Genomic DNA, 15866 nt, shown 5'->3' on the forward strand with positions numbered 1-15866 from the left:
CGAGATGATTGAATTTTCAGCGGCCCAGGTCGCCACGCTATGCAATGGTCGGCTTTCCACCGGCACCGACCCCGATATCCGAATTGATGTGGCCAAGATAGTCACTGATTCCCGCGAAAGTGTTCCCGGCTCCCTGTACGTGGCGAAGGCCGGAGAGCACGCCGACGGGCACGACTTCATCCCCGCAGCATTTGCCGGGGGAGCGGTCCTGGTCTTGGCTGAACGTTCGCTCACTACAGGACGGCGCGTCGACCACGTCCAGGGACCATACCCGGCCGTCATAGTCGAGGACGCGATTCTGGCGATGGGCGCGTTGGCGGCAGAGGTTGTGAGGGTCATCCGCAGCCATTCGCCCCTGACTGTTATTGGGATTACAGGCTCCGCTGGCAAGACCACCACCAAGGACCTTTTGGCGGGTATCCTGGGACCCTTGGGCCCCACCGTGGCGCCTGTAGGCTCCTACAACGGCGAGGTGGGCGTGCCGTTGACAGTCTTCGGCGCCGATGAAGCCACCAGATACCTCATCATCGAGATGGGTGCCACAAAGATCGGTCACATCTCCTACCTTTCCGGGTTGGTTAAACCCGATATCGGTGTTGTGCTGTGCGTGGGCAGCGCGCACGCCGGCGAATTTGGTTCCATCGAGAACATTGCAGAAGCCAAGGGCGAGCTGGTCCAGGCGCTGCCTGCAAATGGCACAGCCATCCTGAACTTCGACGACTCCCGGGTGCGCGCCATGGCCGCCCGGACGGCTGCGCCGATCACGTATTTCTCCAGCGCAGACGCCCAGGGAACAGGGACGGCCAACACGGTCCAGGCCCGCAATGTGCGCACCACAGACGGGCAGCCGGAGTTTGAGCTGACCTTCCCCGGGGAAACCCTGGCGCACCCTGTCCACAGCAGGCTCCTAGGCCTGCACCACGTGACAAATCTTCTCGCAGCCGCCACGGCAGCTTATGCAGCAGGGGCAGACCCGGCACAGATCGCCGCGTCGTTGAACACCCAGGGTGCCGTTAGCCGGTACAGGATGGAACGCACCGAACGTGCCGATGGTGTCACAGTCATCAATGACGCCTACAACGCCAACCCGGAATCGATGCGGGCGGCGTTGCGCACCTTGGCGGAGCTTGGGGCTGGCGGCACCCGCCGCACCTGGGCGGTGCTGGGGGAGATGCGCGAGCTAGGGGAGACCTCAATTTTGGAGCACGACGCCGTGGGCCGGGTAGCCGTTAGGCTGAACATCTCCCGGCTGGTTGTGGTGGGAACTCCTGCCCGCGCCATGCATGTTGGTGCGGTCATGGAAGGATCCTGGGGGGATGAGTCAGTGTTTGTTCTGGATACTGAGGCGGCGTTTGAGTTACTTGAGCGTGAACTTGCCCCCGGGGACGTAGTTTTACTGAAGTCTTCTCGGGACGCCGGGCTGCGGCTGCTGGGGGATCGGATAACATTACCTTCCAAGGGCCTGCCCCAGAACATTCACATAGACAACCCCGGTGAAAGGACCCAACAGCCATGATCGCTTTGCTTATTGGCACCGGTTTGGCCCTGGCCTTCGCCATGATTGGGACGCCGCTGTTCATCCGGTTCCTGGTCAAAAAGGGGTACGGACAGATCATCCGTGACGACGGCCCCACCACGCATCAAGTCAAACGCGGCACCCCCACCATGGGTGGGACGATTGTCGTTGGCGCGGTGGTGGCTTCCTACTTCATCACGCACTTGATCCTCTGGTTGCTAAACCCCAGCTCCGAAGGCCCCACAGCCTCGGGTCTGCTCATGATCTTCCTCATGGTGGGCCAGGGCCTGGTCGGCTTCCTGGACGATTTCCTGAAAATTTCCAATCAGCGCAGCTTGGGCCTGCACGCCAAAGGAAAACTGCTTGGACAGGCGGTCATAGGTATAGCCTTCGCCATCATGGCCCTCGGATTTCCTGATAGCAACGGACTGACCCCGGCGAGCACGTTCATCTCCTTTGCTCGCGATATTCCGTCGCTAAACCTGGCGTTTGCTGGTGCAGGCCTGGGCGTGGTGCTGTTTGTGATCTGGTCAAACCTAATCATTGCCGGCACCACCAACGGGGTGAACCTCACCGACGGTTTGGACGGATTGGCCACGGGCGCTGCCATCCTTGTCTTCGGCGCGTACGCCTTGATCGGTGTCTGGCAGACAAGCCAGAGCTGTGGTTCCCGCAAAATCCCCTCCGAAGCCGTGTGTTACGAGGTCCGCGATCCGTTGGATCTGTCCCTCATCGCCGTCATCATGTTTGCCGCTCTCATCGGGTTCCTGTGGTGGAACACCGCGCCGGCGAAGATCTTCATGGGTGACACCGGATCCCTGGCGATCGGCGGCGCCATGGCCGGTTTCGCCATCCTTTCTCGCACCGAGATCCTGCTGTTCATCATTGGCGGGCTGTTTGTGCTGATCACCTTGTCCGTCATCATCCAGGTGGGCTTCTTCAAGCTCTCCAAGGGCAAACGGGTGTTCTTGATGGCCCCGCTGCAACACCACTTCGAACTTAAAGGCTGGGCGGAAGTGACGGTGGTGGTCCGGTTCTGGATCCTCGCCGGGCTCATGGTGGCGGTCGGGTTGGGCGCCTTCTACGCTGAATGGATCGTTCGACTGTGACACGGACTGCTGAAAACCGCCTGGCCTCGCTGACCGCCTGGGATTCTGACTGGTCGGGCCTGCGCGTGGTTGTCACCGGTATCACCAAGACGGGTTTTTCCGTCGCCGACACGCTGGCCGAGCTGGGGGCCAAGGTGGTAGTGGTGGCTGCCTCGGACGACGACGCCGCGCGCCGCGCCGCGGACACCTTGAGGATTGTCGGTGTTGCCGACGTCATCCTGGGCGCGGCAAGCTCCACCGTCCTGCCACTGGTTGACGGTGAGGAGGCTGAACTGGTGGTGACCAGCCCCGGCTACAAGCCCAGCCACGCCTTGCTGGCAGCCGCTGCAGAGGCAGGCATCCCCATTTGGGGGGATGTTGAACTGGCGTGGCGTGTTCGCATCAGGGCCGGGCGAAAGACCGCTGAGTGGATCACTATCACCGGCACCAACGGCAAGACCACCACCACCACCATGGTCGAAGGGATGCTTCAGGCTGCCGGCCTGCGGGCCATTGCCGCCGGTAATATCGGCACCCCCATCCTTGACGCGGTCCGCGACCCGCAGGGCTACGACGTCCTCGCTGTGGAGCTTTCCTCCTTCCAGCTGCACTGGTGCCAGTCCCTTGAACCCGTTTCCAGTGTGTGCCTGAACCTGGCCGAGGACCACGTTGACTGGCACGGGAGCTACGCGGCGTATGCGGCGGACAAGGCCAAGATTTACTCCAACACGAAAATCGCCTGTGTCTATAACGCCGAGCAAATCGAAACCGAACGCATGGTCCAGGACGCCGATGTGCAGGAGGGTTGCCGCGCGGTGGGGTTCAGCACGGGAATCCCCGCCATCAGCATGGTGGGTGTGGTGGAGGGAACCCTTGTGGACCGGGCCTTTATCGCAGAACGCAAGGACTCCGCCGTCGAGCTGGCCCACATCAGCGACATTGGTGAGCTGGTGCCTCGGCACCTGGTGGCCAACGCGGCTGCAGCAGCGGCCCTGGTGCGCGCCTACGGGCTTGGTGCAGAGCACGTCAGTGCGGGGCTGAAAGCCTATGAAAACGGTGATCACAGGATTCAGGCTGTCGCTAAGGCCGGTGGCGTGCTGTGGGTCAACGATTCCAAGGCCACCAACCCGCACGCTGCCGGAGCATCACTATCAGCGTTCAACCCCGTGGTGTGGATCGCCGGTGGATTGTCCAAGGGCGTTGACTATGACGGGCTGGTCAAAGCCCACGCCCAACGGCTCAAGGCTGTAGTCCTGATTGGCGAGGACACCACGGCACTGGCCGGTGCGCTGAGGCGACACGCACCAAATGTGCCGGTGATCGACACAGGCAGGGCCCACACTGGCAAAGAAGGGGCAGCCGGTTCCCCTCTTTTCGGGGATTCGCTCATGGCACAGGCCGTGGTGGCCGCGGCCCAAGTAGCCGTGGACGGGGACACGGTTCTCATGGCGCCGGCAGCGGCATCCATGGACCAATTCTCCTCCTATGCCCATCGCGGCCAGGCGTTTATCAACGCAGTGCGGGAGCTGTTGGAACGACGGGCGAGCGCCAATAAGGAGTCATAGTGGCCAAGACGCCGGCAATATCGAGAAAGAACGCCAAACGGGGCGTTAATACCGACGACGAGTTGTCGGCGCCCAGCCGCTGGAACCGTTTCCGGCGCAGGCTCGACTCCCTGGCGGGGAGCCCCGGTGCCTCCTATTACTGGATTATTGGCACCACCGTGGCTCTGACAAGCATCGGCTTGATGACGGTGCTCTCGGCCTCGGCGGCCGAGTCCATCTCTGCCGGAGATGACCCCTACTATTTGTTCATCAAAGAGAGCATTTTTGCCGGGATGGGCCTGGTGCTGATGATGGCGCTTTCCTTTGTGCGCCCGTCGGGGTTGAAAAAGCTCGCCTGGCCCGGCCTCATGGGTTCCGGTGTGCTTCTGGTATTGGTCGTCTTCACCCCCTTAGGCGTGGAAATCGGCGGCAACAAGAACTGGATCAGCTTCGGCAACGCCATCCAGTTCCAGCCCTCCGAGGCCGCCAAACTTGCACTGGCCTTGTGGATGGGCGTGATTCTGGCCCGGAAGGGCGAACTGGTGAAGGATTGGCGGCACACCATCATTCCCGTGGTGCCCGTGGGCGTTATCATGGTGGGGCTGATCCTGGGTGGGCATGACCTGGGTACCGCCGTGATCGTCATGGCGGTGGTCGCAGCGGGGCTGTTCTTCGGTGGGGCCACTTTGAAGGTCCTGATCCCCTCGGTGCTGGGCGGATTGCTCGCAGCCGTGCTCCTTGCAGCGTTGAGCGGCAACAGGACCTCTCGGCTCTCCGGATGGCTCGGAAACTGCAGCGCAGACCTGGGCCTTTGCGACCAGGCCCAGAACGGCCTCTATGCCCTGGCATCCGGCGGCTGGTTCGGCGTGGGCCTGGGCCAGAGCCGGCAGAAGTGGAGCTGGATCCCCGAAGCGCACAATGACTTCATCTTCGCCATTATCGGAGAGGAACTGGGCCTGCTGGGCACCCTGGTCATCATTGGCCTGTACGGCGTCATGGCGTTTGCCATTTTCCGCGTCATCATGAAGCGCAACGACACCTTTGCCCGGGTGGTGTGCGGTGCCATCCTGACCTGGATCATCGGCCAGGCCTTCGTGAACATCGCCATGGTGACAGGCCTGCTGCCTGTCATTGGCGTCCCCCTGCCCTTGATTTCCTATGGTGGCAGCGCCCTCGTGGTGGTGCTTGCCGCCATTGGCGTAGTCCTCTCCTTCGCCCGCGTACGAGCTGAACCGATCGCCGAACCAGAAAGCGCCAAACAAGACCAATGACGAAAACACAGAATGCGGCACTCTCGGTAGTTCTTGCCGGAGGCGGTTCAGCCGGACATGTCAGCCCTTTGCTGGCCATCGCCGACGCTATTCGGGCACAGCTCCCTGATGCTGCCATCGTGGCCGTGGGTACAAAAGAGGGGTTGGAGACCCGGTTGGTACCGGCCGCCGGTTTTGCGCTGGCCACCATCGAGCGTATCCCCATGCCTAGGCGACCCTCAGTGGACCTCCTGAAGCTGCCGGTGCGCATGCGCCGGGCTGTTGCCCGCGCCAAGGAAATCCTGAGTGAGGCGAACGCCGACGTGCTTGTGGGCGTGGGTGGCTATGTCTGCACACCCTTGTACCTGGCCGCGAAGTCGCTGGGCGTGCCCATTGTCATTCATGAAGCCAACACCAAGGCGGGCCTGGCCAACAAAGTTGGCGCCAGGTACACCAGCTATGTGGGGACGGCGTTTGCTGCGACGAAGATCAGCCATGCCCAACTGGTGGGGATGCCGATGCGTGCTGCGGTGGCTGGGCTCGACCGCGCAGCCGAGCAGGCTGGTGCCCGCGAACGCCTCGGACTGGACCCAAACCGCCCCACGCTGATCGTCACGGGCGGCTCGTTGGGAGCCTTGAACTTGAACAAGGCAGTGGCTGGTGCCGTGGGTGCCTTGGGGGAGGCTGGCATCCAGACCCTGCACATCACAGGTGCCGGAAAGTCGGTCACCGGGGACGACGGCGGATTGCTCACGGCACCGCTCTACCGGCAAGTTGAGTATGTGGATGCCATGGAGGACGCATACGCGGCCGCCGATCTGCTGCTGTGCCGCTCAGGGGCGGGGACGGTGTCCGAGGTGGCCGCCGTCGGGCTTCCAGCTGTGTTTGTGCCGCTACCAGTTGGCAACGGAGAACAGGCCCGAAACGCTGCCGAGCTGGTGGCGGCAGATGCGGCCGTGCTGGTGGCCGACGAGTCCCTGACCGCGGAGTGGATAGAAGCGAACGTGCTTCCGCTCTGCCTGGATGCAGGGCAACTGGCGGCCATGTCCGCCCGGGCCAGTAAACTCGGGATTCGTGACGGCGCCCAACGCATGGCGGAGATGATACTTGCGGCAAGTGGAAAGCAGGCCACGGCATGAGCGGGAAGAAGACGCCAACACCCTATGAGGCGCCCACCTTGGACGAGCTGGGGCGGGTGCACTTCGTGGGAATCGGTGGCGCCGGCATGTCTGCCGTCGCGCGGATCATGCTCAGCCAAGGCGTCCCGGTCAGCGGATCCGACGCTAAGACCTCGGCAGTTCTGAACGAGTTGGCCGCGCTGGGGGCCGTGGTTCACCTCGGCCACGCAGCTGCGAACGTGGCCGCAGCAGATACCTTGGTGGTCTCCACCGCCATCCGGGCCGAGAACCCGGAGCTCGTCGCGGCACAACAGGCTGGCATGCGCGTCCTGCACCGCTCTCAGGCCCTCGCCGCGGCCATGTCCGACGACGTGGTGGTGGCTGTTGCCGGTACACATGGCAAAACCACCACCACCGCCATGATCACGGTCATGCTGCGTGGCTCAGGTGTTGACGCCTCCTTCGCCGTGGGTGGGACGGTGCAGGCCCTGGGGGTCAACGCAGCGCACGGCCGTGGCGGAGTTTTTGTGGCCGAGGCCGACGAGTCCGATGCGTCCTTCTTGAACTACAAACCACAAATAGCCATTGTTACCAACCTTGAAGCCGACCACCTGGACCACTATGGGACGGCGGAGGCAGTCTTTGCCTCGTTTGAGGGCTTCGTGTCCCTGCTTCCGGCCACCGGGCTGTTGGTGGCCTGCGCCGACGACGCCGGATCGGCTAGGTTAGCCGGCAACGCCCGTGCCGCGGGGCGACGCGTGGTGACGTACGGATTCGACCCGGCCGCCGATATCCGGCTCGTGGCAGGGGCCGGTGCCGGGCTGAGCAGCCACACCACCGTGCTGCTGCCGGCAGCAGCGGCCAGCGCACCGGCTGTCAGCTGGCCGCTGCACCTGCAGGTGCCCGGCGCCCATAACGTCAGCAATGCGGCGGCAGCCGTCGCCGTCGCCTTGGAGCTGGGTGTTGACCCGGCTGCCGCACTCGCGGCGCTGGGAACTTTCAACGGGGCCGCCCGGCGGTTCGAGGCCAAGGGGGAGGGGCGTGGGGTGCGGGTCTTTGACGACTACGCACACCACCCCACCGAAGTTACGGCGGCGCTCAAGGCCGCCAGAACGGTGGCCGGCGGGCACAAGGTACACGTCTTGTTCCAGCCACACCTGTTCTCCCGGACCCGCGAATTCGCCGCCGACTTCGCCCACGCGCTGGACCTTGCCGATACGGTCGCCGTCCTGGACGTCTACCCTGCACGGGAAGACCCCATTCCCGGTGTCACCAGTACCCTCATCACTGCATTGCTGCAGGTGCCCATCGGGTATACCCCCGACCCCGCCGTGGCCGTCGCGGTGCTGGTCTCCGGCGCGGGCCCCGGAGACGTCATTATGACCGTGGGGGCGGGCGACGTCACCGAGTACGGCGCCGCCCTGGTCGCGGCGCTCAACGCGGACCCCCTCAACGCTGGCTCCCTCGAAGGCGTGCCCGTGATTGACTGCCCCGTGATTGACGACGGCGGCACACATGGTTGAGCCGCGGCGCCCACGCATCATCCGCTCCCGGCCCGGGGCAACGCCGGCGTCAGGCGCCGCGGTGCCCGCCCCCACCAATCCAGCACGCACCGGCACTGTCCGGAGCACCAGCGGCAAGGTCACGCTCACGCCGCTGGCCGGTGAATCCCCGGCTTTTGGGGATGGGTCAGAGCCTGGTCCCGCCTTAGTTCCGGAGGCCACGACACCTGAGGACCTCGATGCCACCTCCTCACCGGGGACCCCAGTGCCGGGGAGTGCCGCTGCCACCAAACGAGTCAGTGGCAAGGTGTCGGTCTCTGCCATAGGCGAGAACGCCGAGTCTCCCAGCAATTCGTCGCCCGCCGGAGGCAAACCGGCCACGAGGGCCAAGTCCACCGCGCCGGTCCACAAGAGTCGCTTCAAAGCGCCTTTTTCCCGAGGCAAACCGGACCAGGATTCTCCAGGTGGCGCTCGCGACGGAGCTCCAGGAGCTCCCGACGGCGGCGCTAGGAAACCAGTAGAGGAGCCCGGTGCCCGGATACTGGCGTTCCCCGTGCCTTTGCACAAGCGGCGCAGGAAGCGGGTGCTGCTCACCGCGGCTGGCCTGGCTACCGTGTTGGCGCTGGTGATGGCCGTGTTGCTCTTTTCGCCGGCCCTGGCCGTGAAAACCATCACCTTTGACGGTCAGAAGCTGGTGGCTGATGCCACGCTCCAAGCGGTCGTCGCGCCCTTGATCAACAAACCCCTGCCGCAAGTGACCCAGGGGGAGGTGACGGCCATGTTGGCGGAAGTACCGCAGATCAAGAGCTCGAGCATTGAGGCCCGGCCGCCATCTACCTTGCTCATCCATGTGGTGGAGCGCATTCCCGTGGCACTGCTCAAGAGCGGTGACGAGTTCATTTTGGTGGACCAGGACGGGGTGAAGCTCGGCGCCACCACCGACCCTGCCAGTGTGTCCGTGCCACTCATTGACGGCGGCACCGCGGTCATCGGGAAAGACACCTTCGTCGCCATCACGGCGGTGCTGGCGACATTGCCTCAATCGGTGCTGAGCATGCTGGCCAGTGCCAGCGCCACCTCCCCGGATGCTGTCGAGCTGCAACTTGCCGACGGCCGGGTGGTTGTGTGGGGTAACGCCTCGGATATGGAGCTCAAGGCCCAGGTTTTGGATGCCCTGTTGACGGCGCCCGCGCCGACGGCGGCACCTGGCAAGCCTGAGCCGGCGCCCGTGAAGGTGTACGACGTTAGCGCACCCCGACATCCTGTGACACGCTAGTGGGGGATATAGCAGTGGTTGTGGGAGGCTTTTTTTGCGGATTCTTTTCGACACGCGGGCCGGGTTATTGCATGCGGCTCCGATGCACCATAACGTCACTGAGAAGAGTTAGTTGACATAACTATAACCTTCAAGTTGAAGGTTAAGCTGGCAAGGTTCAAGTACCGGTTGAATCCACGCGGCAGCAGCAGCACCCCCAAGAACCCAGAAGTACGATACGAACAAGGGACACTTAACGTGGCAGCACCCCAGAACTACTTGGCAGTCATCAAGGTCGTCGGCATTGGCGGTGGCGGCGTAAATGCAGTGAACCGCATGATTGACGTGGGCTTGCGCGGCGTTGAGTTCATCGCCATCAACACTGACGCCCAAGCCTTGTTGATGAGTGACGCAGACGTCAAGCTCGACGTCGGACGGGAACTAACTCGCGGCCTCGGCGCCGGAGCCAACCCCGACGTCGGACGCCAGGCGGCAGAAGACCACCAGGACGAGATCGAAGAGGTCCTTCGCGGCGCCGACATGGTCTTCGTGACAGCCGGTGAAGGCGGCGGCACAGGAACAGGTGGTGCGCCCGTCGTTGCCCGCATCGCCCGCACCCTCGGAGCACTGACCATCGGTGTGGTCACCCGTCCTTTCACCTTTGAGGGCCGCCGCCGCGCCACCAGTGCCGACAGTGGCATTGAGGCACTGCGTGACGAGGTGGACACGTTGATTGTGATCCCCAACGACCGACTTCTTTCCATCAGTGACCGCAACGTCTCCGTCCTTGAGGCGTTCCGTTCAGCTGACCAGGTGCTGCTGTCTGGTGTCCAGGGCATCACTGACCTCATCACCACCCCCGGCCTGATCAACCTCGACTTTGCCGATGTGAAGTCAGTGATGCAGGGTGCCGGCTCCGCCCTGATGGGCATTGGTTCGGCCCGTGGTGAGGACCGCGCCGTGAAGGCTGCGGAACTGGCCATCGCCTCCCCGTTGCTGGAAGCCTCGATTGACGGCGCCCATGGAGTGCTGCTGTCCATCCAGGGTGGCTCCGACCTTGGGTTGTTTGAAATCAACGAGGCCGCCCGTCTGGTGCAAGAAGTTGCCCACCCCGAGGCGAATATCATCTTCGGTGCCGTCATTGACGACGCCCTGGGCGACGAGGTCCGTGTCACTGTCATCGCCGCAGGCTTCGATACTCCCGACACCGCCGCCGAATCCAAGGAGAATGCGGCAACGCCCGTAGCTCCTCCAGTTCCGGCCGCTGTGCCCTCCTCGGGCGCAACGGTGACGAATCTGAACCAGTGGGGCCAGCAGTCCACCTCCCACGTGCCTAACGACGGCGGTTTCGACGTTGAACTGCCTGCCATCGTGGAGCCAGATCTCACCGGTCACCGTGCCGACGATCTGGATGTGCCCGACTTCCTCAAGTAAGCCCCAAAGATTGGCCAGGTTGCGTTGTGCTGTGGTTTTGTGAAGAAGTCCACCCAGGACTATGGGTGGGTTTCACCGACTCCGGTGTCGGCAACCTGGCCTTTCATGTTGGGGATGACCCCGTCCCTGTCACCGCCCGGCGTCAAGCCCTAGATGCGCACGTCACCGCGTTGACAGCCTCCACCGTGCCGCTGCACCTGCGCTACATGGATCAGGTGCACGGGAACCAAGTGGCGCTAGTAGAGGCCACCGAACCGCCACCTGCGGTCATGGTCCCCACGGCGGACGCGCTGGTGACCCACTCAGCCAGTCTTGCGGTGATGGTGGCCGACTGTGTTCCCGTGGTCCTTGCCGGCACCTGTGCGGACGGGAGCCCTGTGCTGGGGGTGGCCCATGCCGGGCGCCCCGGGGTGGAATCCGGAATTGTCCAAGCCACCGTCGGGGAGCTGCGGGCCGCAGGCGCCGTAACGCTGCATGCCTGGGTGGGGCCCAGCGTCTGTGGGCGCTGCTACGAGGTGCCAGAGGCCATGCGTACGGCTGTGGCAGCCGTGGAGCCGGCAGCCTACTCCACCACCGCATGGGGGACCCCGGCGCTGGACCTGCCGGCCGCCGTCGTCGCCCAATTAGGTGCCCTTGAGGTGCCTGTTCGCGTCATGGGCGTGTGCACCCTGGAACACCTTGGGTTCTTCTCGCACCGCCGTGCCGTCAGGGACGGCGAAACCGAGGGGCGGTTTGTGGGGTTCGCGGTGATGGCCCGCAACGGCGCTCCGCAGCCTCTTTGACACCCGCTAGCCACAAAGGATAAAAAACTGATGAACGCTCCGGACGCCCGCGCCCTTGCACTGGCACACAACCTCGAGCAGGTCACCGCGCGCATCGACCGTGCCACCGCGGCGGCGGGCCGCGTGCGCACGCCCACCCTGATAGTCGTCACGAAATTCCACCCGGCGCTTGACGTTCAACGGCTGCGGGCACTCGGGGTCAGGGACGTCGGGGAGAACCGTGATCAAGAGGCGGCAGCCAAGGCCCTGGACGTTGCCGACGACTCGCTACGCTGGCACTTCATCGGCCAACTCCAAACGAACAAGGCCAAGTCGGTGGTGCAATACGCCCACTCGGTGCATTCCCTAGACAGGGCGTCGGTCATTGGTGCTCTGGACAAGGCCATGTCGGCCCAGCAGGAGCACGACGGCCGCGCGGCCTTGGAGTGCTTCATTCAGGTAGACCTTTCCGGGACGTCGACGGATGGGGCGCCGGACACGGGAGCTGGCCCGAGCGGCCGTGGCGGGGCAGCACCTGCACAAGTCCTGCACCTGGCCGACCTTGTGGCGGCCACGGCGGGGCTGGAACTAGCCGGCGTCATGGCCGTTGCCCCGTTGGGTGTGGACGCCGGTGCGGCCTTTGAACTATTGGCAGGCATTTCCTCCGACCTAGTCCGCCAGCACCCACACGCTGTTGGAATCTCTGCTGGCATGAGCCAGGACTTGGAGCAAGCGATCGACGCCGGTGCGACACACCTGCGTGTCGGTTCCGATATACTCGGCCCGCGTCCTGGTGTGGGGTAGCGTTTTAGCTGTTGGCAACAACATGCACGCCCCGCACTTCCCACCCGCAAAAGCAGACTAATGAGGAGCTAACCATGGCTGGTGCTCTGCGCAAGACAATGATCTATCTTGGGCTCGCCGATGGCGACGAGCACTACGACGCCGAACAGGCCCCAAGCGTTCACAAGAGCGAAGATTCCGCTGTTGACTACGACAGGGATGCCGTACCGGCGCCGTCCGCAGAACCTGCAACGCCGAAAGCAGGCGACGAAGAATACCGGGCACCGGTGACACCCATCAAGCGTGCCGCATCGAATCGGGAAGAGGCTGCAAGCTTGCGTCAAATTACAACTGTTCACCCCCGCTCCTACAATGACGCCAAAATCATTGGCGAAAGCTTCCGCGATGGCATCCCCGTCATCATGAATGTCACGGACATGGGAGAGGCAGACGCTAAGCGACTCGTTGACTTCTCCGCGGGGCTTGTCTTTGGACTGCGCGGCTCCATAGAACGTGTGACCAACAAAGTCTTCCTGCTTTCGCCGTCCTACATCGAGGTTCTCGGAGATGACAAGAAGCTCTCCGATACGCAGGCCAGCTTCTTCAACCAGAGCTAAAAACTCTCATTTCTTTGCGTAAAGATACATTGCCCGGGCACTTTGTGCCCGGGCAATGCGTTATATACGGTACCGGCGTAAAAGCCGTTATTGTTAATACAGCTTGAGTTCTTGACTCCTGCTCCAGCCATCGTCTAGGGAATGTGAACACGTCCGTGCCAATAGTTTTTGGACTGCTCTATCTGCTGCTCCTGCTGTACTTCCTCACGCTCATGATCCGTCTGGTCTTTGACTGGATTCAGGTTTTCTCCCGGGATTGGCGTCCGCGAGGTGCCGCTTTGGTGGCCGCATCCTTCATTTACCGGCTCACCGACCCGCCGCTGCGCAAGCTTCGGGCACTGATCCCCCCGCTGCGAATCGGCAACGTGGCACTGGACATTGGCTTCTTGTTGTTGCTCGTGGCAGTGGGCATTGGGATGAGTGTCACAAGGAATTTGGCAGTTTAGGCTTGTGCCGTTAGTTTTCAACGGCGAAAAGTTATATTGTAAAAGCGATAGAACCTAAGTGCAGATCGTTAGATTTGTATTCGGTACCGTAGTTTGGAAGGGCTTAGGCCGATTCCGAACTCGCCACGACCAATGAGGTGACTAGATGGCGCTTACGCCAGAAGACGTTGTCAACAAGCGGTTCCAGCCGACGAAATTTCGTGAAGGCTACGACCAGGACGAAGTCGACGACTTTCTTGACGAGATCGTCGTTGAACTGCGCAGACTGCATCAGGAAAATGATGACCTGCGCAAGAAGCTTGCAGAAAATGCAGCCAATGGCGGTGCAGCTGTCACAGCGGCTTCGCCATTGCTTGCCAAGGCTCCCGAAGTTGAAGAGCCGGTACAAGTTGCCCCCGTGCAGCCTGTCGTTGCAGAGCCCGTTGTAGAGGCTGCTCCGGTGGTTGAGGCAGCTGCTGCCCCGGCCCCGGCTGCCAGTGTGACGGGTGTTGAATCTGCTGCCGGCGTTCTCGCCATGGCACAGAGACTGCATGACGAGTATGTCAATGCCGGTGTGGAACAGCGTGACAAGATCATTGCTGAAGCTCAGATCGAGGCCAGCACCTTGGTCAACGATGCTCAGGAGAAGAGCCGCAAGACGCTTGGTGCCCTGGAGCAGCAGCGTTCGGTGCTTGAGCGTAAGGTCGAGCAGTTGCGCGGCTTTGAGCGGGACTACCGGTCACGTTTGAAGACGTACATCGAGGGCCAGTTGCGTGATCTGGATGCCCGCGGTTCCGTAGCGGCTCCTGATTTCTCGGAAGGCAGTTCCGAGTCTTAAGGACCAGAACCGGGGTAGGCGGTGTGGGGATTCCCGCGCCGCCGACCTTTGTTGTTAACGACGGTGTCCGCCCATGTCGGGCATCTGAAGACCTTCACCAAAGATGAAAGTGTTATGAGCGACGAATCTATGCAGGATCCTGCCGCAACTCCGCCCGACGTTACAATGGTCGACGCCGGAGCCTCGTCTCGGCGCTGGACCTTCGTCATGATTTTCGCCGGGTTCGCCGCATTGGCCTATATCTGTGATCAACTGACCAAGTTCTGGGTCACCTCCACCATGGTAGAGGGGCAAAAGACCCCGGTCATTGACGGGATCCTGCAGTGGTATTTCATCCGGAACCCCGGTGCTGCATTCTCCATCGGCGAGAATTTCACCTGGTTCTTCACGCTCATCATGGCAGCCGTTTCGGTGTTCATTGTGTTGATCGCCCGCCGAATCGGCTCCGTCTGGTGGGCCATCGGAATGGGCCTGCTGCTCGGTGGCGCCCTGGGCAACCTCACCGACAGGCTGTTCCGACCGCCGTCGTTCGGCATGGGACATGTGGTTGACTTCATCTCCTTCCCCAACTTCGCCATTTTCAACATGGCGGACATGGGTGTGGTGGGCGGCGTCATCACCATCTGCATACTGACCCTCGTCGGAGTGCCCATGAACGGCAAAAAAAACATGGCCGTGGACACACCCGCTGTTGAGATCAACCCTGAAACTGGTACAGACAATGACTGAAACATTCACCGTTCCCGAGGAAGCCGCCGGTGCGCGCGTGGATGCGGCACTGGCGGCTCTGCTGGGCATTTCCCGGGCCAGCGCCGCTCTACTCTGCTCCGAGGGCAACGTGCTGCAAAACGGTACGGCCGTGGGCAAGTCGGACAAGTTCAAGCTGGGGGCCAGTGTCCAGGTGACGGTTCCGGAACGCACAAACCCGCTCACCGTTGTCATCGAGCCGGTGGAGGGCCTAGATATCCTGCTCGACGACGACGACTTTGTGGTGGTTGACAAGCCGGTTGGCGTGGCCGCCCATCCGTCACCGGGCTGGGTGGGTCCCACCGTGGTGGGGGGACTTGCTGCCGCAGGATTTCGCATCTCAACCTCGGGAGCCCCGGAGCGGGTTGGCATTGTCCACCGCCTCGATGTGGGTACCTCGGGCGCCATGGTGGTTGCCAAGACCGAGCACGCTTATACGGTGTTGAAGCAGGCGTTCAGGGAACGCACCGTGAAAAAGGTGTACCACGCCATGATCCAGGGGCTTCCTGACCCGTTGACAGGCACGATCGACGCGCCCATTGGCAGGCACCCGGGGCACGACTGGCGATTCGCCGTCATTGAGGGCGGGCGGCCCTCCATCACCCACTACGAGGTCCTGGAAGCGTTCGGCAAGGCCTCCCTGGTGGAAGTCCACCTGGAAACAGGGCGGACGCACCAAATCCGTGTCCACTTCTCGGCCCTGCGCCACCCCTGCGTTGGCGACCTCACCTACGGTGCCGATCCCCGCCTTGCGGCTGAACTTGGCCTGACACGGCAGTGGCTGCACGCCCAAACCCTAGGATTCACACATCCATCCTCGGGGGAGTGGGTTGAAGCCACCAGCCCGTACCCGCAGGATTTGAACTATGCCCTGGACCACCTGCGCGACGGACACTAAGGCGGCGGTTGGTTCCGCGCGTCGAACGTACAGCAGTTGTTGATGTTTGCGCCGAACACCAACAACTGCCGTACGTTCGCTGCCAGCCGT

The 15866-nt window shown here is 62.7% G+C and carries 15 protein-coding genes; all 15 read left to right on the plus strand.

The genetic code is table 11. The features are described from left to right. The first annotated feature begins 4 nt into the window (after positions 1-4). The 15 genes from AOC05_RS04700 to AOC05_RS04770 all read left to right on the plus strand — a co-directional run bounded on the left by AOC05_RS04700 (position 5) and on the right by AOC05_RS04770 (position 15776). Positions 5-1516, plus strand: a complete 1512-nt coding sequence (locus tag AOC05_RS04700) for a UDP-N-acetylmuramoyl-tripeptide--D-alanyl-D-alanine ligase (protein ID WP_062006069.1) — start codon at positions 5-7, stop codon at positions 1514-1516. After that, complete coding sequence (gene mraY / locus AOC05_RS04705) at positions 1513-2625, plus strand: phospho-N-acetylmuramoyl-pentapeptide-transferase (RefSeq protein WP_062006070.1); 1113 nt, start codon at positions 1513-1515, stop codon at positions 2623-2625. The genes AOC05_RS04700 and mraY overlap by 4 nt, the downstream gene beginning before the upstream one ends. Then, the gene (gene murD, locus AOC05_RS04710; protein ID WP_395939518.1) at positions 2622-4169 is read left to right on the plus strand and encodes a UDP-N-acetylmuramoyl-L-alanine--D-glutamate ligase; all 1548 of its coding nucleotides are present in this window, start codon (positions 2622-2624) and stop codon (positions 4167-4169) included. The genes mraY and murD overlap by 4 nt, the downstream gene beginning before the upstream one ends. Next, positions 4169-5419 (plus strand): putative lipid II flippase FtsW, encoded by a 1251-nt coding sequence (gene ftsW / locus AOC05_RS04715; protein WP_062006072.1) that lies wholly within the window; start codon positions 4169-4171, stop codon positions 5417-5419. Before murD ends, ftsW begins: the two co-directional genes overlap by 1 nt. After that, positions 5416-6537 carry an undecaprenyldiphospho-muramoylpentapeptide beta-N-acetylglucosaminyltransferase gene (murG, locus tag AOC05_RS04720; protein ID WP_062006073.1) on the plus strand — a complete coding sequence of 374 codons (1122 nt, stop codon included), beginning with the start codon at positions 5416-5418 and terminating at the stop codon, positions 6535-6537. Before ftsW ends, murG begins: the two co-directional genes overlap by 4 nt. Further along, a complete protein-coding gene (gene murC / locus AOC05_RS04725) occupies positions 6534-8039 on the plus strand; it encodes a UDP-N-acetylmuramate--L-alanine ligase (protein WP_082357774.1) in 1506 nt (501 codons plus the stop codon). Before murG ends, murC begins: the two co-directional genes overlap by 4 nt. Continuing rightward, entirely contained in the window at positions 8032-9294 is a 1263-nt protein-coding gene (locus AOC05_RS04730; RefSeq protein ID WP_062006076.1) for a cell division protein FtsQ/DivIB, read from the plus strand. The genes murC and AOC05_RS04730 overlap by 8 nt, the downstream gene beginning before the upstream one ends. A 237-nt stretch (positions 9295-9531) precedes the next feature. Next, positions 9532-10707: a cell division protein FtsZ gene (gene ftsZ, locus AOC05_RS04735; RefSeq protein WP_062006078.1), complete on the plus strand. Its 1176-nt coding sequence runs from the start codon at positions 9532-9534 to the stop codon at positions 10705-10707. Between the two features lie 65 nt (positions 10708-10772). Further along, a complete protein-coding gene (locus AOC05_RS04740; protein ID WP_230085587.1) occupies positions 10773-11489 on the plus strand; it encodes a polyphenol oxidase family protein in 717 nt (238 codons plus the stop codon). 30 nt (positions 11490-11519) lie between these two features. Beyond that, complete coding sequence (locus tag AOC05_RS04745; protein WP_062006082.1) at positions 11520-12272, plus strand: YggS family pyridoxal phosphate-dependent enzyme; 753 nt, start codon at positions 11520-11522, stop codon at positions 12270-12272. A 74-nt stretch (positions 12273-12346) separates the two neighbouring features. Continuing rightward, positions 12347-12868 carry a cell division protein SepF gene (locus AOC05_RS04750; protein WP_062006084.1) on the plus strand — a complete coding sequence of 174 codons (522 nt, stop codon included), beginning with the start codon at positions 12347-12349 and terminating at the stop codon, positions 12866-12868. 143 nt (positions 12869-13011) lie between these two features. Further along, on the plus strand, positions 13012-13314 hold the full coding sequence (locus AOC05_RS04755; protein ID WP_395939519.1) for a YggT family protein: 303 nt from the start codon (positions 13012-13014) through the stop codon (positions 13312-13314). Between the two features lie 145 nt (positions 13315-13459). Next, positions 13460-14131 carry a DivIVA domain-containing protein gene (locus AOC05_RS04760; protein ID WP_062006085.1) on the plus strand — a complete coding sequence of 224 codons (672 nt, stop codon included), beginning with the start codon at positions 13460-13462 and terminating at the stop codon, positions 14129-14131. A 114-nt stretch (positions 14132-14245) separates the two neighbouring features. Then, positions 14246-14860 (plus strand): signal peptidase II, encoded by a 615-nt coding sequence (gene lspA, locus AOC05_RS04765; protein ID WP_082357775.1) that lies wholly within the window; start codon positions 14246-14248, stop codon positions 14858-14860. Next, positions 14853-15776 (plus strand): RluA family pseudouridine synthase, encoded by a 924-nt coding sequence (locus AOC05_RS04770; protein ID WP_062006087.1) that lies wholly within the window; start codon positions 14853-14855, stop codon positions 15774-15776. Before lspA ends, AOC05_RS04770 begins: the two co-directional genes overlap by 8 nt. Positions 15777-15866 lie beyond the last annotated feature (90 nt).

It is taken from the genome of Arthrobacter alpinus (assembly GCF_001294625.1).
GTDB classification, from domain to species: domain Bacteria; phylum Actinomycetota; class Actinomycetes; order Actinomycetales; family Micrococcaceae; genus Specibacter; species Specibacter alpinus_A.